We start from the raw sequence: 21,869 nt of genomic DNA on the forward strand, positions 1-21,869 counted from the left end.
GGATAACAGTATCGGAAAATGCCAGGGGCCATACAATAAAAAAGGAATGACCATAACGGTCATTCCTTTACAAATCTTAGGGTTCAAAAAATATCGTACGCTATTTCTTTTCAGGTTGTAATACAGCCGTTACCACATTACCACTCGAAAAGATCTTCTTTGCCGCCGCTTGTACGGATGCCGGCGTTAACGCGTTGATATATTTTGCCGCATTCAGAAAGCGGTCCGGGTCTTTTTTCTCCAGTTTGGCGGCAAGCAGGTATTCGAGCCAGGAGCCGTTTTGCTCCATCGCTACTTTATTCTGCTCCAGCCATTGCTGCTTTACCTTATCCAGGTTCTCTTTAGTAGGACCTTTTGCCTCGATATTTTTAATTTCAGCATTCATGGCCTTTAACAGGGTATCTACTTTTGAGGGGCCTGTTGGCAGCTGTGTAAAAAAGCTATAATGTGCATAGGGCAACCGCTCAACGCTTACGGATGTACCACCGCCATAAATGCCCTGTATCTTTTCCCGGAGCTCCTCAATTACGCGGATATTCAACACCTCGCTTACCGCGCGCATATTCAAAGCCAGGTCCGGGTTATACACCAGGTCTCCGCTCACCAGGGAAAGGATCAGGCTTTTTTCGGCTTCCCCTTTATACACGGTAAGATCTACTTTGCCTTTTACCGGACGGACACCATTGTCTTTAAACGCAAATTTTCGTTTTGTAGCCGGCAGCCCCCCGATATAGGTTTCTACCAGCGGCTTTAACACGGCCTCATCAATGCTCCCTACAAAAGCGAACTGCATACCGCTGGCATCTCCAAAATGTTCCCTGTAGATCTGGAGCGCTCGGTTCATATTAATCTGGTCGAAGTATTCCGGGCGCGGCACGGCCACCGGTGCCAGCGGATTATTCCTGTAAAGGGTCTTGAACAAGGTGTCTACAAAAACGGTTTGGGGGTCGGAAAGCGCATACGCTATGCCCGCTTTATTTTTCTGTATAAAAGACCGGAACAAGGCGGTATCCACTCTGGGCGCCGTTGCTTTAAGGTATAACAGCTGCAGCATGGTTTCCAGGTCTTTTACACTCGAACTTCCGGAAAATCCGTCGGTAAGTCCGCCCAGTGACGGACTGGCCGATGCCGTTTTACCTGCCAGTGCTTTTTGCAGGTCGGTTGGAGAAAAGCTTCCGTATCCCATTGCCCCGGCCACACTCAGCGCATATTGGGCATTGAATTTATCCGCCACACCATAACCATTGGTACCTCCGTAACGGCGGGCACCCATCCGGATCTCGTCGTCTTTAAAATCCGTCTTCTTAAACGTTACCGTGGTTCCGTTGCTCAGCTCCCAGGTTTTGGTACCCAGTTTGGGGTCTGTTGTTTCCTTCAGGATCTTTCCGGGTTTGGGCCGGCTGGGGAGCAGGTCCGTTGCCACCAGCTTCTCTTCATCGGCACGGATATCGGTTCTTGCAATTACATTGTCCGTGGCACGCACCAGGTCCGCCGCCAGCGGCAATTCCGCAGATACGGGACCGGTAAGGGTAATAAAATAATTGGATTGCTGTTGCAGGCCCTGCGCAAAGGCATTTACTTCTTTCAAAGTGATTTGCGGCAGCAGCTCCCGGGTATACTCCCGTTCTTTTGAAATACCGGGGATGGGTTCACTCGTAAGAAAATTCCGGATATATTCATCCACATAATTGGCAGATTCCGTTTTTTCCCGTTCGTTATAGGCTTTGTCCATCCCTGCTTCAATCGTCTTTTTTACCCGGTCCAGTTCCGCCTGGGTAAAACCAAAACGCTTGGCTTTCTCAATTGCTTCTACCAGGGTTTCGAGCCCTTTCTTTGCATCTGCCGCAGTGGCTACTCCCGCCCCGGCATTGAACTGGTCGTAATTACGGGCATAGCTTCCAAAATAAGAATACCCATATAAAAAAGGAGGATTTGCCTGCTGCGTCAGATCACGCAGCCGCTGGTTCAGCATGCTGGAAAAAATGTTCTTAACCAGGTCCTGCCCGTATTCCCCAACGGTTTGGGCTTCTTTAGATGGAAAAGCGCTGTAAGCAATACCAACGGTATAGTTGGTGGCTTCTTTGTCGGTAACGACCATGCCTTCATTTACGGTATAGGGCTTTACATCCGCATAGGTTCTGGTACGCTGTGCTGCCGGGTTCACCAGACCCTCAAAATGTTTTTTGACCAACGCCGCTGCTGTGGCCGGCTCCACATCACCCACCACCACCACCGCCATCAGGTCCGGGCGATACCAATCCTTATAAAATTTACGGATCAGGTCCGGGTTATAGCTCCGGATGATGGAATCCAGTCCAATGGGCAGGCGGTTTGCATACCGGCTTCCGGCAAACAACCGGGGATAGATCTGGCGGAACATACGATCATCTGCCCCCTTGCCCAACCGGCTCTCTTCCAGGATCACATTCCGCTCTTCGTTGATATCATCTGTATTATAGGTAACATTATGCGCCCAGTCTTCCAGTATCTGAAATCCCTTTTCAAGGTTCCCGGGTTTATCGGTTGGAATGGGCAGCATATAAACGGTTTCATCAAAGGAGGTATAGGCATTCAGATCGTTTCCAAAGCCTACCCCGATGCTTTGCAGGAAACTTACGATATCATTCTTTTTAAAATTGCGGGTACCGTTAAAGGCCATATGTTCTGCCATATGTGCCAGCCCCTGCTGGTTGTCGTCTTCCAGGATAGAGCCTGCATTGAGCACCAGCCGCAGCTCCACTTTTTGCTCGGGTTTTTTATTCTGCCGGATATAGTAGGTGAGCCCGTTGGCTAATTTCCCGATGGTTATTTTTGAGTCTACCGGGATGGAGTCGGTCAGTTTTAACTGGGCAGTCAGGCCAAGGCCAGCTGATAAAAGAAACAATAGTGCTATGCCCCTTACCAGGATCGGTTTTTGTTTCATATAACGTCTTCGCGTTTTAAAATAAAAAGATTAAAAATAAACAGTTGTTAGCAAAAATAAGCAATGGATCGGTTCGTGTGCTATGTATCCATTCCTTTTACCACGATCACGATTTCCCCTTTTACCGTTTTTTGAGAGAAATAGGCAGCTACTTCGGCAAGGGTTCCCCTCTGGGTTTCTTCATACAGTTTGGTGAGCTCCCTGCTCACGCTGCATTCCCGGTCGGCACCAAAATACCCGGCCAGGTCATTTAGTGTTTTTACCAGCCGCATGGGCGATTCATAAAAAATCAGGGTACGTTCTTCCGTTTTCAGGCTTTCCAGCAAACTATGGCGGCCTTTTTTCAGGGGAAGAAATCCTTCAAAACAAAACCGGTTGGTGGGCAGCCCGCTGTTGACCAGGGCGGGAACAAATGCCGTTGCGCCCGGCAATGATTCTACTTTTACCCCCGCTTTTATACAGGCCCTTACCAGCAAAAAAGCCGGGTCGGAAATACCCGGGGTACCGGCATCCGTAACCAGGGCCATCCTGCGCCCCGCCACCAGCTGGTCTACCAGGTGAGCGGTTATTTTATGCTCATTATGCTGATGATACGGTGTAAGCGGCTTGCTGACCTGGTAGTGATTCAGCAAATGACCGGTATTGCGGGTATCCTCCGCAAGGATCACATCCACCTCCTTCAGCACCTCCAACGCCCGGAGCGTGATGTCCTTTAAATTACCGATGGGTGTGGGAACGAGGTAGAGCATCCGCGAATGTAAAATGCGAAATATAAAATTAAAAATGTAAAACAGGCGGCCGGGATTTCAGGAACCAGATCCTCCCCCGAAGTTGCGGGGCTGGATTCTCGATTCTCAATTCTCGATTCTGGATTCTCAATTCCCGATTCCCGACTACAGCACCGTTACCTCAAAGTATTCCATTACGGCGTTGGCCAGCAGTTTTTTAGCAGCTTCTTCGCCAATACGTTGTGCATCCTCTTTTGAGGCTGCATCCACCTGTAAGGTGATGTTTTTTCCAACGCGAACATCTGTAACAGCCCCAAGACCCAGGTTTTCCAATCCACCCAAAACAGCTTTACCCTGAGGATCTAATAATTCTTTTAACGGCATGATCACCACCTGTACTGTATAACTCATACGTTTTCTTTATTGCGCTTGTATGTATTTAAATATATTATGCGTGCCCCTGAAGCCCCTGAGGGGCTTTGTCGTGCCGGAAGTTATCCTTTCAGCATGAAAATCAGTCCTTGCGGTCTGGCTTAAAAATCAAAGATACAATAACATAGGCTACAAATACCACCGGAACGGCCATCCATTTAAAAAAGACGGCCGAAAGAACGGCAATCAGTACCAGCAATAGCTTATCCGTATTGGCTTTCAGGGTATAGGCCTTAAACTTAAGGCTGATGATGGGCAGGTTGCTCACCATTAAACCACTCACCACCAGGATCACGGCATACACTGCAACCGGGTTAAATACCCATGCATTGACGGCCGGCGTTCCGTAATAAGCAATCACGGGTAATGAAGCTACAGCAAGCCCGGCGGCCGGCGTTGGGATGCCTTTAAAATAGTACCGCTGCTCTTTATCCAGGTTGAACTTAGCCAGCCGCCAAACCGCCGCACAGGGAAAAATCAGGGCCGGCAGCAGCCACCACTGGTTAACCCCGGTGTTACCGGCCCAGCCCGTTTCCAGCAACCGGTACAGGATCATACCCGGTGCCACGCCGAAGCTTACGGCATCGGCCAGCGAATCCAACTGCTCCCCCATTGCTGAAGTCGCTTTAAATAAGCGGGCTACAAAGCCATCCAGGAAGTCTACAATCGCCGCGAGCAACAGGAAAAAGCTGCCCACAATCATTCCCGTAGTGGGGCCCTTGTCGCCGGTAGCAAAAAAAAGGGTCTCCGGCTGCAGGATGGCTTTTATGGCCAAACAGCCAAATACCAGGTTTAACAGCGTAAATAAATTAGGGATTTGTTTCATACTATTCAGGTTAACCGGGCCGCCAGCTGATCGTTTATCTTTTTATACAAATGATAGGGTTTATATACCCTCCAGTTATGAATCTCCATCAGCTCGATGAACTGGTTCAGCTTGGCCTGTTTAAAATCATACTGGGTTTGCGAAGGCATGTTCAGGCAAACGATCCAGCCTTCGGCATCGCTTAACTCTTCATGCAGTTCCTCATAATAATCCCGGTCGCCACTATGAAAATTCAGTACATTCTCGGCAATCAGGATGAATTTATAAATGCCTTCATTCATGAACACTTCCAGCACATCCCGCTTAAGGGTCATAATATCGTTTTCCACCGCATCATTCCACTCGCCGATCAGTTCCATAATGGCATATCCTTCTTCATAGTCGGCCATCAGTACCTTCAGGTACAGGGTACGGCTTCCGAAATAATCCCATTGCGGATGGATATAATAATTGTATACAGCGTCCTTATATTCGAACTGGGAATGTTCCACCCCGTAAAAAGGAGAACGTTCGTCTTCTTCACTCAGGTAAATATGCTGCCAGTTGTAGTAGGGTTCTATATCGTGCACAATACAAAATTACTGATTTTACCACAGAAACACGGAAGCCCGGAAGGTTTTACGTCGCCGGATTAATGCTTTAACCATGCATCAGGTAGGCTTTAAACGCCGCATAATCCGGTGCCATGGCGATGGCCTGTTTGGGTTGATGCATCAGTTCCTGCAATGCCGCGGGAATTTCAACATCCGCACCGGTGGCCTGTTTTACGGCATCGGGAAATTTTACAGGATGCGCGGTTTCCAGGATCAGTCCTTTTGCTGCCGGGTGCGCCTGCTGGTAATCTTCCAGGGCCTTATAAGCTACCGCTCCGTGCGGATCCAGGGTATACCCCGTTTCGCGATATACGTTTCCGATGGTAGCGATGGTATCTGCGTCGGAAATGCTTACGGCCGAAAGACGATCTTTCAATTTGGGAAACTGCTGGCCGAACAGTTCCATAATGCGTACAAAATTGCTGGGATCACCTACATCCATGGCATTGGAAAGCGTAGCCACCGCTTTCTGAGGTTTCCAGTTTTCGGTTTGCAGAAATGCAGGCACTACGTCATTGGCGTTGCAGGCAGCAATAAAATGCCCCAGGGGTAAGCCCGTTTCCCTGGCCAGCAACCCGGCGCAGATATTTCCAAAATTGCCGCTGGGCACCACCACTACCGGGGGAACGGATTTATCCTGCCATTGTTTATAGGCAAAGAAATAATAAAATTGCTGGGGCAGCCAGCGCGCCACGTTAATGGAGTTGGCCGAGGTAAGAAACCGTTTGGCATGTACCTCCGCATCTGTGAAGGCTTGTTTCACCATCCGCTGGCAATCGTCAAAACTGCCGGCCACTTCAAGTGCGGTAATGTTCTTCCCCATAGCCGTCAACTGCTTTTCCTGCACCGGGCTTACCCGGCCCTGCGGGTACAGGATCACCACGTTTACCCCTTCCACTCCATAAAAACCGCTGGCAACCGCACCACCGGTATCACCCGATGTAGCCACCAGCACCGTCACCTCTTTTTGCTGGTCTTTTAAAAAATACCCCAGGCAACGGCTCATAAAACGGGCACCCACATCCTTAAACGCCAACGTAGGACCGTGAAATAATTCCAGAGCTGCTATGTCAGCAGTAACCGGTTGCAGGGGAAAGGGAAAATTGACCGTTTGTGTTACGATATCAAACAATACAGCCTCCGGGATGGCATCGCCCACATAAGGGCGAATGACCCGGAAGGCCAGTTCTGCTTCGGAAAGCGTATCTATATTTTTTACCAGGTCTGCTTCCAGCTGTGGCAGTCTTTCGGGAAAATACAATCCCTTATCCGGAGCCTGTCCCATGATGGCGGCTTCTTTAAAGCTAACGTTTGGCGACTGGCGGTTTAAGCTATAGTATTGCATGCGATTTTAGAAATTAGATATGAGATTCAGATTTCAGATATGAGATTTCAGCTTCCAGATATGAGATTTCAAATATGAGATGCGCTGATGCGGATTACGGATTCAGATCGACGATTCACGATTGCCCGTTGACCATTGACCATTGACTATTGACTATTGACCACTCATCACCTCCGCTCCCCTGTTATTAATCGTCGTTACGTACACATAATGATCGATACCGATGCCGGAATAAATTGCCTTCATAATACCGGCTACATCCTGTGCCACCGCTTCCGTTTCACTCAGCATAAAGATCGACGGACCCGAACCGGAGATGCCTCCGCCGAGGGCCCCGGCTTCCTTGCACTGGCGTTTTACCTCATCAAAACCGGGAATTAGAATACTCCTTACCGGTTCAATAATCACATCCTCCAGCGAACGGCTGATCAGCGCTTTGTCGTTCCGCATAAAACCCGCCACCAGCCCGGCAATATTTCCCCATTGCTTAATCGCATCCTTTAGCAATACCTTTTGTTTCAGGATCTGCCGGGCGTCGGCCGTACGTACTTCTATCTGGGGATGGACCACGGTTACAAATAATTCCGGCGCAGCCAACGGTACAATGTCCATCGGATGAATGGAACGGATCAGCGTGATACCGCCCAGGATACAGGGCGTAATATTATCGGCATGTTTTACCCCGCTGGCCAGCTTTTCGCCAATCATGGCCAGTTGTACCAGTTCATCTGTGGTAAAACGGTTTCCCAGCAACAGGTTGGCGCCAACAGCGGCACCGGCGGCGCTGGCCGCACTGGATCCCAACCCGCTGCCCGGCTTGATCCGTTTTTCAATGGTTACTTCAAAACCTACATCTCCGCCGGCCTTTTCCATGGCGGCCAGCAGCACCACTCCCGCTACATTCTGCTCGGGATCGGTAGGTAAACCAAAATGATCTTTATTATGTATGATCACACGCGGCTCGTTAAGCAGCCGGAACTCCATGATATCATACGGATCATTTAGAGCGAGCCCCAGGATATCAAACCCACAAACGAGGTTGGCCACGGTACCGGGTGATTTTATTTTTACTTGTTTCATTGGGAGAAGTTGTTAGTGAGATGTTGTTAGTGAGCAGTGAATAATCAATGGTGAATAGTCAAATGACGCATCGTTCATCATTGCGCCGTTGCATCCTTTTGAAATTTCAACGGCATGGATTCCTATTCATTTACCGCACGCATAATATCGGCAAACACCCCGCTGGCGGTTACGTCTGCACCGGCACCGGCACCCTTTACTACCAGGGGTTGTTCGGGATAACGGGCGGTGTAAAACAGCACTACATTATCTTTCCCGTATAAATGATAGAGATCGTTTTCCGGTTTTACATGTTGCAGTCCAACAGCAGCCTTTCCTTCATTAAACGTGGCCACAAATTTCAGTTTGCTGTTTGCTGCCTGGGCGGCGCTCAGCAAATTTTTAAAATGGGCTTCTTCCTTCTCCATGGCTTTATAAAATGCGTCCACCGATCCTTCCATACAGGAAGCGGGCATAAAGGAATGGTTGGTAATATCATCCATTTCCATTTCATAGCCGGCTTCCCTTGCCAGGATGAGGATCTTGCGCATAACATCGGTACCGCTCAGGTCCAGGCGCGGATCGGGCTCTGTATACCCTTCCTCCTGGGCCTGTTTTACCACCGCTGCAAACGGGCGGGAGCCGTCGTAATGGTTAAACACAAAATTCAACGTACCACTCAGCACCGCTTCAATGCGTTTGATTTCATCACCGCTGCGGCGCAGGTCGTTTAAGGTACCAATTACCGGAAGCGCTGCACCCACATTGGTTTCAAACAGGAACCGGGCATTGAATACATGGGCCAGCTCCTTGAGTTTCTTATATTCTGAAAAAGAGGAGGCAGCAGCAATTTTGTTACAGGCCACCACGGAGATACTCTTCTGCAGCATCTTATCATATACCCGCGCCACTTCTTTATTGGCCGTAACATCAACAAAAATAGAATTCCGCATGTTCCGCTTAATTACCTCGCTTGCAAACTCGGTTATAGATGCGGGCTCACCACCGGCCAGGGATTCCTTCCAGCTGCTTAGGGAAATGCCCCGCTCTTTAAAGATCATCTTACGGCTGTTGCTGATGCCCACTACGCTTACATTCAGCTTCAGATGCTGGATAAGGAAGGCATGCTGCTGTTTTAATTGTTCCATCAGCTTGGCACCCACATTCCCCAGCCCTACTATAAACAGATTGAGCTGCTTCTGGATGGTTTCAAAAAATTCTTCGTGCAATACGTTGATGGCCTTACGCACATCATCGGTAGCAATCACTGTACTGATATTTTTTTCTGATGAGCCCTGGGCAATTGCACGGATATTGATCCCGTTGCGGCCCAGTGCCCCAAACATCCGGCCGCTGACCCCCGGAAGGCTTTTCATATTTTCACCCACCAGTGCAACAATGGAAAGATGGGTTTCTGCCTTCAGCGGCTCCACTTTATTGAGTGCGATCTCATCTGCAAAGGTTTTGTCGACTACCTTTTTGGCAGCCGGAAGGTACTTCTGATCAATGGCCACACATATAGAATGCTCGGAAGAGCTTTGCGTGATCAGCACCACATTGATCCGCTCCTTGCTCAGGGCTTCAAACAGGCGTTTGGAGAAGCCCGGGATACCGATCATACCACTGCCTTCAAGACTCAGCAATGCAATATTGTTTACACTGGAAATACCGCTTACAATATGCTCCCTTACCACCTTGGTATCCTTGGTTTTTCCGCCAACAACGGTTCCGGCCATTTCGGGGGCAAAGGTATTTTTTATATACAGCGGAATATTTTTATTCATCACCGGCTGTATGGTGGGCGGATACAACACTTTGGCACCAAAATGCGAAAGTTCCATGGCCTCACTGTATGAGATATGCTCAATTACTTTGGCATTTGCGGCCAGGCGCGGATCGGCCGTCATCATCCCGTTTACGTCCTTCCATACCTGGAGCGACTCCGCATCGATGGCCGCTGCAATCAGCGCGGCGGTGTAATCGGACCCGCCTCTTCCAAGGGTAGTAGTGATGCCTTGTTCATCGGCGCCAATAAACCCGGGGATCAGGAATACATTGCTTTTATTTTCTTTAAAGTATTTTTTTATTTCCTTCTCAGTAGCTTCAAGATGTACTTCTGCATGCGTATAATCGCTGTTGGTGAAAATGAACTGGCGGGCGTCCTTCCACTGTACAAATAACCCCAGGTGTTTAAATGCGTCTGCAATGATCTGCGAAGAAAGCCATTCGCCATAGGCGGCCAAACGGTCCTGGTTCTTGGGCGTAATCTCTCTTAACAGAAAAATACCGTTACAGATCTCCTCTATTTCATTCATCGTCTTTTTTACCAGGCTCAATAAAGAGCTTTGGGAGGCGATGGGAATAAGCTCTTTGATGGTTTCGAAATGCCGTTGCTCGATGGTTGCCACTTTTATCCGGAAATCCTCATTTCCTTCGGAGGCTTCCTTACCCGCCATTAAAAGTAGATCCGTAATACCGCCTAAAGCGGATACAACAACAACGATGGAATTTTTCTTTGCGGCATTGTCAACGATGGCCGCAACTTTTTTTATATTTTCAGCATTGGCTACAGAAGAGCCCCCAAACTTAAAGACCTGCATGAATTCGATTTAGTGATAATATGAAATAAGGAGTAAAACCCGGAAGGAAAACGGCAGAATGCCCGATGGATGATATAGCAGCGTACAACCCTCAAGGGGTTGTGGTAATAATGGTGGTTGTAGTTCCGTGGCCGAAACTTACAGCAGATTTAATATTTTGAAAATTGTACTGCATTTTGTTAGATACCACCGCAAGATAAGGAAGAATTATTAAAACAATACCAACCCTTCCGATTTTTTTTTGAAATATGTCTTTCCATGGCATTCCGTTAGCCATTTTTTTTTAGCTGCCGCAGATCCGCTGATGGCGCCTGTGATGCCCGCTGATTTAACAGCTTCCGGTTCACTTCCGGGGTTCAGATTTCGCGGATTAAATAGTCTGCGCATATCCGTAAAAACAAAAGATTTGATCACAATATCCTTTCGACAATCTGCCAGATTAACAATCCATAAACAAAACTTTGTTTTCATTTGCAACGGAACGGAGCCATCAAACGTCTTAATTTTCAGATAATTTGATGGCAGCCATTCTTTCTGAATAAGCATTATGATGTATTAAATGCGGACCTCACACAATTTAAATTGTAGCGCATTTTTTTGATTCAGGCATTCATTTTGTTATTATAGAAAGAGGCACCCTAAACTAACCGGTATTTAAAAGAATCAATTATGACGAATAGAGTATTTTATTGGCCCGTTGGGGCCGTTTTGATGGCATTGTTTTTTTCGGGATGTGTGAGCAATAAAAAGTTCACCACCCTGCAAACAGATTACCGGAACCTGAACGAGCGGTACCAGGCCAGCCAGGTGGATCTGGCCGAAAGCAAGGCTCGGGTTAAAAGTCTTGAAGAGCAGCTGGCACAGGAACGCGCCAACAATGCCTCTCTTAAAAAAGCACTGGCAGCATTACAGGCCACGCTGGATAATAGTATCAACCAGAATACGCAGGGCAATGTCAACATCTCCAAACTCGTAGATGAAATCAATGCCTCCAATAAATACATCCAGCATCTGGTAAATGCCAAAAACAAGAGTGATTCCCTGCTGATCGTATTAACCAATAACCTTACCCGTTCTTTAAGCCGGGACGAACTCCAGGATGTGGACGTAAAAGTGTTGAAAGGTGTGGTATACATCTCGCTTGCAGACAACATGCTGTATAAATCGGGCAGTTATGAAATTTCTGATCGTGCAGGAGATATTCTCAGCAAGATCGCCAAGATCATCCAGGATTACAAAGATTATGAGGTGCTGGTGGAAGGGAATACCGATAATGTCCCCATCAACCGCCCCAATATCCGCAACAACTGGGACCTGAGTTCCTTAAGGGCCGCATCTGTGGTGATGGCGCTGCAAACACAATACGGTATCGATCCCAAGCGTCTCACCGCCGGTGGACGCGGAGAGTATAATCCGGTAGCGGATAACAACACCGAGGATGGTAAATCCAAGAACCGCAGAACACAGATCATTATCACTCCGAAACTGGATCAGTTTATGGAATTGATCGACAAGGCTCCGGATAAAAGCAAAGACACTACACAAGCGGCAACGCCGTCTATGTAAAAACGAAGGATCTATTTTAAAAGCCCGGTGCGATTTAAGAATCGCACCGGGCTTTTTTTTCAACAATTGTCTTTCCGTCCGCTGCAGATCAGTATCTTTCTTTCCTTTCAGCGTCTCCTGAAAGGGACGCTGAAAGCGCTATCATTATGATTTCTAATAGTTATCCGGTTCAGATGATAACGATGCATTAGACTTTTCCTTCCCGCAACGTCCCCTGCGGGAGACGTCACGGGAAAGAGCATTCGGCCGCTGCAGGTCTTAAAACCTGGCGGAGCTCAATTCCTTTTCCTTTCAGCGTCTCCTGAAAGGGACGCTGAACGTGCTGTCATTACGATTTCTATGGCTATTCCGTTCAGATGATTATAACGATACATTAGACTTTTCCTTCCCGCAACGTCCCCTGCGGGAGACGTCACGGGAAAGCGCATTGGCGGAGCTCAATTCCAAAGCATGGTTTATATCAACATGTCTCCTTTTCCTTTCAGCGTCTCCTGAAAGGGACGCTGAAAGTGCTATCATTACGATTTCTAATAGTTATCCGGTTCAGATGACTATAACGATGCGTTAAACGTTTCCTTTCAGCGTCTCCTGAAAAGGACGCTGAAAGCGCTATCATTACGATTTCTAATAGTTTTCCGGTTCAGATGATTTTTCCTTTTAGCGTCTCCTGAAAGGGACGCTGAAAGCGCTATCATTACGATTTTTATGGCTATCCGGTTCAGATGATTATAACGATGCATTAGACTTTTCCTTCCCGCAACATCCCCTACGGGAGACCTCATGGGAAAGAGCATCCGGCCGCTGCAGGTCTTAAAACCTGGCGGGAGCTCAATTCCTTTTCCTTTCAGCGCCTCCTGAAAGGAACGCTGAACGTGCTATCATTACGATTTTTATGGCGATCCGGTTCAGATGATTATAACGGATGCGTTAGACTTTTCTTTCCCGCAACGTCCCCTGCGGGAGACGTCACGGGAAAGCGCATTGGCGGAGCTCAATTCCAAAGCATGGTTTATATCAACATGTCTCTTTTTCCTTTCAGCGTCTCCTGAAAGGGACGCTGAAAGTGCTATCATTACGATTTCTAATAGTTTTCCGGTTCAGATGATTATAACGATGCATTAGACTTTTCCTTCCGCAACATCCGCTACGGGCGACGTTACGGCAAAGAGCATTCGGCCGCTGCAGGTTAAAAACCAGACAAGGTTGAAATTCCCAACCGACGGTTTATATCAGCGGCGTTTTACCGGAGTTCCGGTAATAGTCGATTTTTGAAACAAACATTGCCGCCATTTTCCCGGCCCTCCATTTGGCCTCATCCGCCTTCGATCCCTGGAAGCAAGCATCGATGGTTTGCCTCCAGATCCCTAACCAGGTATCAAAATGCTGCTGCGTTACCGGCAGCTTGGCATGCGGAGGAAAGGGACTTCCGAAATACGTATGATTGTCCAGCAGCACGGTTTCCCAAAACCGGTACATCTTTTCCAGATGCTGCGGCCACTGGTCGCGGATGACGGCATCAAATATAGGCCCGATCTGTCCGTTTTCGCGAACCGATGTGTAAAACCGGTCAACCAGCAGCCGTATATCCGCTATTGTTGTAATATCGTTTTTCTGTTCTGTCATTGTTGATCATTGAAAGAGACGTGATCGCATCTTAGGTATTGCTGCCTGCAAAAACATGAACCATATCTACAGTGATAGGTTGTAGGATGTTGATGAACCGGATTAAAAACATTGCTAAAACCATAATCCCATCAAACCCCGTTCACATCCTTGCGCCGTAACACGTTCTTCGCTTCCCCTTTACTGAATTAATTATTCATAAAGAAGTCGCTCCGTTTCAGAAAGGTTTCATTACGGTCGAGCTTGTCGATGAACGCGCCCAACTTTGCATGCTCCAGCATAGCCTGTACTTCCTTCCGTACTTTTTTGAACTTAAAATGGATCGGACAGGGATTGGTTTCCGAGCATTGTTTCAACCCCAGGCCACATCCCAGGAACAACTGATCACCATCCACGGCTGTTACAATATCTGCCAGGGACAGGTTCAGCGATGCCTTTTCCAGGTAAAATCCGCCGGCAGGTCCTTTCATGGATGCTACCAGCCCTTTGCGGCTGAGTTCCTGGAGGATCTTGGCAATAAAATGCTCCGGAGCATCAATGCCTGTGGCGATCTGTTTAAATCCTACACGGCCTCCGTTGCGGGTGTGCTGCGCAATGTAGATCATCCCCCGTATTGCATATTCGCAGGTCTTTGAAAACATGTGACTGCAAAATTATCGCATTCTAATAAAAGATAAAAATATCTTTTATTATTTTTTGTACCTTTAAGCAGCCGGTAATATCACATTCCGGATGAAGATTGGCCGGCAGACGTTTTGCTGCCGCATAAAATAGAAAAATGCGTACCACCATTGCCATCAAAAGGATATATGCTCCCCCGTCCAAAAGCGACGGGCTGCGTATATTGGTGGATCGCCTCTGGCCGCGTGGCATCAAAAAAGAAAATGCAGCTGTTGATGAATGGCAGAAGGAACTCGCACCCTCCACTGACTTACGGAAATGGTTCAATCATGATCCAGCAAAATGGGCGGGGTTTCAAAAAAAGTACAAAGAAGAATTAAGGCAAAACCCGGCACTGGAAGCGTTTTTAAAGCACCATACCGGCGTGCAGAAGATCACCCTGTTATTTGGGGCACGGGATGAGGAGCATAACCAGGCGGTGGTGTTGCGGGAAGTGTTGGAGCAACGCTGAGCAGCACTGGCACTATTTATTGCTCTTGCTTGCTTGGGGAAACATGCAGACCGGGGAGACCATGGAATTGTTCCGGCGCTCAGATTTAACGTTACCGGTATACCCGCCGTCGCGGGTTGAATTTCGCTTCAAGCTTACAAGAGTTATAACCAACGCAGAATGCTAACGGCTGAAGACTGATAACTGAAAGCCTGCCACCTACTGAATTATTAATAGCCAGCCTTTATTCTTTGCAACAGGTATTTTTTCTCCCACCTTAAAGTTCCGGGCTTCCTGGAATTTTTTCACTGCCGGCGCTGTTATTGCCGCTTTTGCGGGATCGATGCCCAATTGTTTCCAATCGATATTCAGGGAAACTTCTGTATCGGCTCCATCCCAGCTGGCGATGGACACCAGCGCTTTACCATTCTTTTTGTACACCGTAGCCTTTACTTTTGCATTGTCGGTTTTTACCGGGTTATTACGCACCCAATACCCGACCATTTGCGCGCCCTGTATTCCAAAATCATCCCAAAGCTTCCAGATGCCGGTAGGATCTGCATTTTCCGTCCAGGGAATGCGACAGGTCATGCCGTATACCATTCCTCGCCAGGCATTGCCCCCGTCCTGCAACATCTCGCCCATCAGTCCGAAGGGAATCCCGCTTACTTCTGTTAAAAAGAAATCGGGACTGTTATTTTCATAATCGAAATATTCGCCAAACCAAAGCCGGTTCAGATAAGGGAAATGCTCCATATAAAGATTGGCGCTGTTGATAAAGCCGTCGCTCTTGTTGTACTGATTGGCCGAATGCAGGTCAATAATACCGGGATGCCCGTTGGCCGTTAGCACTCTTTTGATCCGCTTCATGGTAATGCGGTCAAAGGCCACATCATCCAGGTAAATGCCATCAATACCCACATTTTTCGTAAGCCAGTTCATCCCTTCTACATAATAATTGTGCCAGCGGCTCATACCACTGTTAATAATAGCGGCATCCTTTACTTCCGGAACAAACCAGGCAGCTATATAATCCGATCCCACATGTTCCTGCAGCCAGCGGAATCCGCCGCCTTTGCCCGGTGAGTACACTTCATGCCCCAGGCTTCGCAATGGAAACAGTTCATATGCATGGTTCGACAACTCCCGTACGGTATTGTATATTTTTACTTTTAATCCGTTCTGATGCGCCTGGTCGATATAGCTTTTCATTTTCTGCCATTCAATAAACGGATAATTGATCCAGGGATTGATGGCATTGCCATGATGGATATTTACAACCGTGGCGCCAATATCTTTTATTTTGCTGATGCTGTCATAGCGGTGATAGAAACGAGTAGCCCACTGAAAATCGGTATTCAGCTGGTGAAAAGGTGTGATCAGCAGGTTGAAATTAAAGTAGAGGACATCTCCTTTTTTCATACTGCGGGCACCGGTATAATTATCCGCCAGGATCGACTTCCCTTTTTGTGCGATGATGATTCCGCCTTTGTTTTCATTGCCCCATGAAGCCGGCAGCAACAAGGGTTTTTGTAAATAGAAATTGGTATTCAGCGGGCGTACATAATGCTCATCCCTGAGGGTATATTGCAAGCCGGCATTGACGGCACCTACCCAAACCCCATCCTGGTTTTTATGGGCTACATCCCATTTCCAGGAAAGACTGTCCGGGCGGGCCCGGCCCTTTTCTCCCAACCCCATCAGGTACAAGGATGCTTCCGGGGTAAACGGAATGTGCAGGGTAATATTTTTAAAATCCACATCCTGCAGCGCGGTTACCTTTACCTTGTATGAAAGGAAGCCGTCAAACTCCAGGGAGGCAGCCACATCCATTTGAAGCAGCGGATGTTTATTGGTGGTTTTCCAGGCAATGGTGCCGGGCGACTGTTCCGTATACTGCAGCATCCCGTTTTCAAATTTCAGGTCTTTACCATCGGAGCCGGTAAAATGAAAGTGGATGGGCTCGGTGATGATATTGTTCGGGGCCGCCTTTACACCCGTCATTTCTTCTGTAAAAAAGGTTTGGAGTTGCGCCGGAAAGCCAGAGGGGTCCACCGTTACGCGTCGTCCCAGCAGATCAATGGCATTATTCTTTAACACCAATGGTGTATAAGGGGCTATAACAGTATTCTCCTGTGCCAGGGAGGAATTCAGCCATTTTAAACGGGTCTGGTTCCAGGGAGCACCGGTATTCCCCTCTTTGGCCAGCGCCGGCAATACGGTTAGCTGCACCGGCACCTGGGTAGCTGCGGCACCTGCGGCAAGCACCTCCACGGTTCCTTTGTAAATGCCTGGCTTCGCATCGGCTGGGATATCTACTAAACACCAAAGGGGCTGCAGACTGTCCCGGGTTACATGTACGCTTTTTGTAAACCACTTCCCGGTATAATCCACGCCTTCGGTATTGATACAACTCATTCCGGAAGCCGGGATACGGTTTCCCTTTCCATCTTTCAGATCAGAGAAACGCAGTTTCACCTGATCCAGGTCCTTCAGCGCGTATACCGCCAGCTGAAAAGAATAATTTTCACCCCGCATTCCTTCGCCCTTAAACGTTTTTACCGCACCCCGCTGCACCCAGCGGTAAGGCAGCTCTGCGAACATCTTAACCGGGTATTGCCGGTCTTCGGGAAACACCACATAATCCGTCCGCTGATATTTAGCCAGCAGTGCGCGGGTTTCGGCGGCGGTAGCGGTAACCTCCATGGGGTAAAAACTGTTAAAGGCATCACTCGACTCGATGGCTACTACGGGTGCATTTACGGAAAGCCGGGCGGGAAGGGTATTGAGCCAGGTGTCTGCCGCAGTATTTTCCGGCTTCAGATAGGTTACCGTAGGATAGTTGGGAGACCCGGAATTTTTAGAAACGAGGTAATACAGGTAGTACTGGCCTTTGCCGGAAACCGGCTCAAAAAGAACCGTGCCTTTTTCATTGCTGACCGCTGCTACTTTTACATTGGTAATTTTTGCACCGGTCCGGGCATCCTGTACGATGATCCTTTTCGACGCGGGGTCTGCATCCCTTCTTCTCCACACTACCTCCGCTTTGGCTATGTTGCCGGATCCGTTAAACTGTACCACCACGCGGTGATCGCCCAGTGAATCGGTGTTCCAGCTACTGCTTCCGGATCTGTATTTAACCGGTTGAGCATTCAGCATATTTACAACAAGAACCGTCAGTATTAAAAGTACATATTTCATTTGCGTGACTTTGGTCAAACAAATCTAAAAAAAATGCCGTACCACCCACCGTTCTTTTTTGCGCAACCGATTGTATAGAAGCCACGGAGGTACTGGATGTTTATAATGCAGGCCACAAAGGCACAAAAACTCAAAGAGACACGAATCGCTTTTTGCAGTTATTTTTCAGGGAGCAGCGACGGGCTTCTTTATTGATATAATCGTTTGTAGGGAAGCCACTGAAGCATTGGTTTATAATACAGGCCGCAAAGGCGCCAGGCCTCAAAGAACTACAAAGAAATTCCTTCGTGTCTCTTCGAGCCTTCGCGCCTTCGTGGCATCCTCGCTTATTTTTTATTTACAAAATCCCGCAGGTAAGAGCAGCGTGTAAGGGTTTCCTTGTAAAACCGGGTACCACCATATTCTTTTTGATATTGCGCAAAAAGCGGATTTTTTTTGAATGCCTGGTAATAGGCTTTTACTTTTTGCTCGTACAGGTCATAGTTGTAATTAAAATCCTCGTATTGCGGTTTGCGTAACTCCTTCTGACGGCACCGGGCGGCCATAAACAGGCATTTTGCCCTCAGTTCTGCATCCGCCGCAAGTTGCCCGGCTTTTTCAAAATAGTTTTTAGCCTTAAAGCAGCCGTAATAATCTTTTTCAAATGCACCGGCTTTTGAAGGAACCAGGTAGCCATCGGAACCGCTTCTGAAATAGGTTGCCAGCTCCCATGCATAGCCATAATACGTGATATTATAGTAGCCAAGGCCCAACTGGTACAGCGCCTCCGCATCCCCCTGCTTCGCAAGCAGGGCTTTCATCTTCCGGGCGTAAGCGAGTTTTGTGGTGGTTACCTTATCTCCCGGCAACCGTTCCTCCCGGTCATACAACAGTTCCTTAAACGGATCTTTTTCAATGAGCTTATTCTCTTCCTTTTCGAACCAGCCGATGGCCTTGTCATAATCATAAGTTCGCAGGTATGCGGTACCGATATAGTCTGCCACATCCTTGCGGTCGAGCGTATTAATACCCAGGAGGAACGATTCAAAAGACGAGAACCCTTTACCGGTAAGAAACCCGTATAAAGCCGTTGCCTGCGGAATGCTAAAAGAATCCCGCACATAATTAATGGCGGTTGGGTATACCCAGTTGGTTTTATCGGCCGCTCCATATGCCAGCATCATCCGGTTTACATCGTTCTGCGCCGCATAACGTGCTGCCAATACATCAATCATTACATTTTTAAAAAAGCTGGTCCACTGGTCCTGCTCGGGATCGCTTTCCGAACGTTGTTGCGCGCCGTTTGCTTTTTTCCAAAGCCATTGCAGGGAGGGCAGTATCTTTTGCTCCGCGGCCGCATCCATGCGTGTACTTTCATTAATGGCCACCAGCAGGTTTGTCAGCATCCACTGGTCGTCCAGCCTCGGGGAACGCTTCATTTTTTTTGCCGCTGCCAGGAAACGGTTGGCATTCTTATAATCCTTCAGCATACAGGAAATATAAGCCGCGCCGATCGGGTACAACGCCTGCTCCCCGTATTGCCTATTACCCGAAAGGTCCTCCAGTATTTTTACAAAGGCATTTAAAGTTACTGTTTCTGCTTCCGGTAAAGTTCCCGGCGTGGCAAAGATACCGCTCTGTTTGGCAGGGGGCAGGCTCATTCCAAACCCATGCAGAAAGGCCATTTCAATCTTATTGATTTCGCGCACCACCAGCGTAGGCATGATATCCATACCGGGATTGAGCCGGTGGATCTCTGCCAACGTGGCCACATCCGGGTCGTCGTTCCCCAAACTGTACAGGGCCAGCATACCCGCTTTTTCCTGGTTGTTTTTACAAAGTGTGAGATACGCGCTCCTGAACCGGTCATCTCTTGGTACCGCCCATGCGAAGCTGTTAAAGTTTGCGATCTTCTTTATATTGGTTGCATTAAAAGCCTGGGAAAAGATATATGCCGCTTCCGGTTTTCGGTCAAGCTGGTAAAACGCGCCTGCCTTTAATCCCAGGCTCATTAGTTGCAGTACACCCGGCGTTGGGTTGCCGCTTACCAGCTCATCATAGTACCGTACCGCATCCGCATACTGATGATTGTAATGCGCCAGTCGCACTACCTGGTAACCATATTTCAATTGAAATAAGGGTGATTTTGCCGCTTTGTATAACTGCAATCCATTTTTTAGTAACCCGTTCATCTTTATACTATCCCTGGGGGTGGCATCCCAGCTGTTGTACTCCTTGGTAACATAAGGTTCCACCTGCTTTGCGTACATCAGGTACCCCAGCGCCTCCAGGTCTTTATGCTCCAGGAAAAAACGGGTCATTCCGTTGTTCTTCACCGAATCCGGTACAGCCAGGGGTTTTCCGTTTTCGAGGTGATAATACAAATTGACCAGGTCTTTCCGGTCGAATTGCATCACAAATGCATGGGCATCTTTTTGTGTGGCCTGCTCCTTTGTAAACAGGCTCCACTCCTTTACCAGGGCTTCAGCAGTAGTGGGCCATTCTTCATCATCTCTTAAAAACTGCAGATCGGCAAAATAGAAGGGTGCATATACCGGTGTTTCCGCCGCATATTTGTTAAAAAAAGATGTAAATGAACTATAGGCGTCCTCTACATCTGCGCAGCTAAAAATATTATTGGGAATGGCAAGGAATATACAGCTAATACAGGCTGTTATAGATGCTTTCCATTTCATAAAGTGAATATTTATTTAAAGTTACAGAATCCAGGTGATACAGGGCTACCCTTAAGCGGCTGTTGGGCAGCCTTTCAGACAGCAATGCGCCCACCTTTTTTACGGCAGAAATATCGCTGTGCTCCGGTCTTAAAAACTGACCGGCTTTTACCAGCCGTCCCTCCAGCATCGTATCCTTCTGCACCGAAAAGCCCGAACCGGTCCGTTTAAAGGCCGGTGTATGTTCCAACACCGCAGTGGTATTGCGGATGAGGCCTGCAAACCGCCCCTTATCGAAAATAACGATCCATGAAAAAAGTGGCAGGCCGGCATCCAGCGGCAGCGGATATGTTGAAAGGCGTTGAATATAGCGCTGAAATTCCTGTACATCGATGATCGAATTTTTTACATGCTCCTGTTGCAGATCACCCATATTATAACACATCAGCAGCCCTCTGTTAACCGGGGGCACACCCGAGGATTGTTTGTATTTTACCTGGTGCAACCGGATCGTGGCAGAAAGGGCGCGTTGGCTGTTTGCGGCTTTAACCGCCCGGAGCAATTGAAAATACCGGTCGCGGGTTGTTTCAGACCAGTCACAATCGAGCTGCAGTTCCGGGTAAGCGCCAAACCCGTTTTGTGCTGCAAGTTTATCCGCCAACCCGGTAATATTTTTGGCCAGTTGTGCTACCTGTGCGCTGTCCTGCTCATAAAAGCATTCGTTGGTAATAAATACAACGGGTATGATCTTTTTCTGCAATAACCAGGTGCTGTCTTTTACCAGCAGCTTGGCTGCAGGCTCGGGCATTTTTTTAACCGCGTTCCAAACCACATCAAACAGCCGGATATAAAGCGTGGTAACCCCCAGGCTGTCGGCACGCCGCTTCTCATAAGCCGTGGGCGCAAACACGGTTTTCCAGTAATAAAAGGCATGTTCTGTTTCCCGGGGTTTACGGTTGCCCTTACAGCCGGCAACACAAAGCACCAGCATGAAAACAAAAATTGCGGTTGATCGCTGCATTCAATTTCCAATTGCCGCAAATGTACCAGAAGTTTGGGATTTGAGAATCGAGATATGAGATTTCAGATATGAGAGATGGGATGTGTTTTGTGTTCTGAAGACGCCGCACTGATTTCCGGGTCCTCCATCTGGTTTCTCAAATCTGTATTCTCGCATCTAAGCCGATCTTTCCATTTATAACCAATAA

General features: G+C 48.0%; 15 protein-coding genes. 2 read left to right on the top strand and 13 right to left on the bottom strand.

The genetic code is table 11. The features are described 5' to 3' along the window. Nucleotides 1-100: 100 nt before the first annotated feature. The 8 genes from LQ567_RS11085 to thrA all read right to left on the bottom strand — a co-directional run bounded on the left by LQ567_RS11085 (nucleotide 101) and on the right by thrA (nucleotide 10,506). Nucleotides 101-2,923 carry a M16 family metallopeptidase gene (locus tag LQ567_RS11085; protein WP_231004570.1) on the bottom strand — a complete coding sequence of 941 codons (2,823 nt, stop codon included), beginning with the start codon at nucleotides 2,921-2,923 and terminating at the stop codon, nucleotides 101-103. An 80-nt stretch (nucleotides 2,924-3,003) separates the two neighbouring features. Then, a complete protein-coding gene (rsmI, locus tag LQ567_RS11090) occupies nucleotides 3,004-3,672 on the bottom strand; it encodes a 16S rRNA (cytidine(1402)-2'-O)-methyltransferase (RefSeq protein ID WP_231004571.1) in 669 nt (222 codons plus the stop codon). 144 nt (nucleotides 3,673-3,816) lie between these two features. Beyond that, a complete protein-coding gene (purS, locus tag LQ567_RS11095; protein WP_231004572.1) occupies nucleotides 3,817-4,062 on the bottom strand; it encodes a phosphoribosylformylglycinamidine synthase subunit PurS in 246 nt (81 codons plus the stop codon). A 103-nt stretch (nucleotides 4,063-4,165) separates the two neighbouring features. Then, entirely contained in the window at nucleotides 4,166-4,909 is a 744-nt protein-coding gene (locus LQ567_RS11100) for a CDP-alcohol phosphatidyltransferase family protein (RefSeq protein WP_231004573.1), read from the bottom strand. A gap of 5 nt (nucleotides 4,910-4,914) precedes the next feature. Beyond that, nucleotides 4,915-5,478, bottom strand: coding sequence for a hypothetical protein (locus LQ567_RS11105; RefSeq protein WP_231004574.1), 564 nt, complete (start codon nucleotides 5,476-5,478; stop codon nucleotides 4,915-4,917). A gap of 70 nt (nucleotides 5,479-5,548) precedes the next feature. Beyond that, a complete protein-coding gene (gene thrC, locus LQ567_RS11110) occupies nucleotides 5,549-6,847 on the bottom strand; it encodes a threonine synthase (RefSeq protein ID WP_231004575.1) in 1,299 nt (432 codons plus the stop codon). A gap of 153 nt (nucleotides 6,848-7,000) precedes the next feature. Next, nucleotides 7,001-7,927: a homoserine kinase gene (locus LQ567_RS11115; RefSeq protein WP_231004576.1), complete on the bottom strand. Its 927-nt coding sequence runs from the start codon at nucleotides 7,925-7,927 to the stop codon at nucleotides 7,001-7,003. 122 nt (nucleotides 7,928-8,049) lie between these two features. Then, the gene (thrA, locus tag LQ567_RS11120; RefSeq protein WP_231004577.1) at nucleotides 8,050-10,506 is read right to left on the bottom strand and encodes a bifunctional aspartate kinase/homoserine dehydrogenase I; all 2,457 of its coding nucleotides are present in this window, start codon (nucleotides 10,504-10,506) and stop codon (nucleotides 8,050-8,052) included. 669 nt (nucleotides 10,507-11,175) lie between these two features. Between thrA and LQ567_RS11125 the strand changes: the two genes are divergently transcribed. Continuing rightward, complete coding sequence (locus tag LQ567_RS11125; protein ID WP_231004578.1) at nucleotides 11,176-12,072, top strand: OmpA/MotB family protein; 897 nt, start codon at nucleotides 11,176-11,178, stop codon at nucleotides 12,070-12,072. Between the two features lie 1,224 nt (nucleotides 12,073-13,296). Here the strand turns inward: LQ567_RS11125 and LQ567_RS11130 are convergent. Continuing rightward, nucleotides 13,297-13,695: a group III truncated hemoglobin gene (locus LQ567_RS11130; RefSeq protein WP_231004579.1), complete on the bottom strand. Its 399-nt coding sequence runs from the start codon at nucleotides 13,693-13,695 to the stop codon at nucleotides 13,297-13,299. Nucleotides 13,696-13,883: 188 nt separating this feature from the next. Next, complete coding sequence (locus tag LQ567_RS11135; RefSeq protein ID WP_231004580.1) at nucleotides 13,884-14,336, bottom strand: RrF2 family transcriptional regulator; 453 nt, start codon at nucleotides 14,334-14,336, stop codon at nucleotides 13,884-13,886. Between the two features lie 137 nt (nucleotides 14,337-14,473). On the opposite strand from LQ567_RS11135, the gene LQ567_RS11140 reads away from it, so the two are divergent. Next, nucleotides 14,474-14,827, top strand: coding sequence for a DUF488 domain-containing protein (locus tag LQ567_RS11140; RefSeq protein WP_231004581.1), 354 nt, complete (start codon nucleotides 14,474-14,476; stop codon nucleotides 14,825-14,827). A 198-nt stretch (nucleotides 14,828-15,025) separates the two neighbouring features. Here LQ567_RS11140 and LQ567_RS11145 read toward each other — a convergent pair whose 3' ends face one another. From LQ567_RS11145 to LQ567_RS11155, 3 genes are all read right to left on the bottom strand, one after another. Continuing rightward, nucleotides 15,026-18,007, bottom strand: a complete 2,982-nt coding sequence (locus LQ567_RS11145) for a glycoside hydrolase domain-containing protein (RefSeq protein ID WP_231004582.1) — start codon at nucleotides 18,005-18,007, stop codon at nucleotides 15,026-15,028. Between the two features lie 326 nt (nucleotides 18,008-18,333). Then, the gene (locus LQ567_RS11150) at nucleotides 18,334-20,682 is read right to left on the bottom strand and encodes a hypothetical protein (RefSeq protein WP_231004583.1); all 2,349 of its coding nucleotides are present in this window, start codon (nucleotides 20,680-20,682) and stop codon (nucleotides 18,334-18,336) included. After that, a complete protein-coding gene (locus LQ567_RS11155) occupies nucleotides 20,648-21,682 on the bottom strand; it encodes a hypothetical protein (protein WP_231004584.1) in 1,035 nt (344 codons plus the stop codon). The genes LQ567_RS11150 and LQ567_RS11155 overlap by 35 nt, the downstream gene beginning before the upstream one ends. Nucleotides 21,683-21,869 lie beyond the last annotated feature (187 nt).

This window comes from Niabella pedocola (genome assembly GCF_021044425.1).
Taxonomy (GTDB): domain Bacteria; phylum Bacteroidota; class Bacteroidia; order Chitinophagales; family Chitinophagaceae; genus Niabella; species Niabella pedocola.

Bases quoted from the DNA above. Each gene is read 5' to 3' on its own strand.
- thrA (WP_231004577.1), bottom strand. From the start codon at position 10,506: ATGCAGGTCTTTAAGTTTGGGGGCTCTTCTGTAGCCAATGCTGAAAAT.
- LQ567_RS11085 (WP_231004570.1), bottom strand. From the start codon at position 2,923: ATGAAACAAAAACCGATCCTGGTAAGGGGCATAGCACTATTGTTTCTT.
- LQ567_RS11100 (WP_231004573.1), bottom strand. From the start codon at position 4,909: ATGAAACAAATCCCTAATTTATTTACGCTGTTAAACCTGGTATTTGGC.
- LQ567_RS11125 (WP_231004578.1), top strand. From the start codon at position 11,176: ATGACGAATAGAGTATTTTATTGGCCCGTTGGGGCCGTTTTGATGGCA.
- LQ567_RS11150 (WP_231004583.1), bottom strand. From the start codon at position 20,682: ATGAAATGGAAAGCATCTATAACAGCCTGTATTAGCTGTATATTCCTT.
- LQ567_RS11155 (WP_231004584.1), bottom strand. From the start codon at position 21,682: ATGCAGCGATCAACCGCAATTTTTGTTTTCATGCTGGTGCTTTGTGTT.
- LQ567_RS11115 (WP_231004576.1), bottom strand. From the start codon at position 7,927: ATGAAACAAGTAAAAATAAAATCACCCGGTACCGTGGCCAACCTCGTT.
- LQ567_RS11135 (WP_231004580.1), bottom strand. From the start codon at position 14,336: ATGTTTTCAAAGACCTGCGAATATGCAATACGGGGGATGATCTACATT.
- LQ567_RS11130 (WP_231004579.1), bottom strand. From the start codon at position 13,695: ATGACAGAACAGAAAAACGATATTACAACAATAGCGGATATACGGCTG.
- LQ567_RS11140 (WP_231004581.1), top strand. From the start codon at position 14,474: ATGCGTACCACCATTGCCATCAAAAGGATATATGCTCCCCCGTCCAAA.
- rsmI (WP_231004571.1), bottom strand. From the start codon at position 3,672: ATGCTCTACCTCGTTCCCACACCCATCGGTAATTTAAAGGACATCACG.
- LQ567_RS11145 (WP_231004582.1), bottom strand. From the start codon at position 18,007: ATGAAATATGTACTTTTAATACTGACGGTTCTTGTTGTAAATATGCTG.
- purS (WP_231004572.1), bottom strand. From the start codon at position 4,062: ATGAGTTATACAGTACAGGTGGTGATCATGCCGTTAAAAGAATTATTA.
- thrC (WP_231004575.1), bottom strand. From the start codon at position 6,847: ATGCAATACTATAGCTTAAACCGCCAGTCGCCAAACGTTAGCTTTAAA.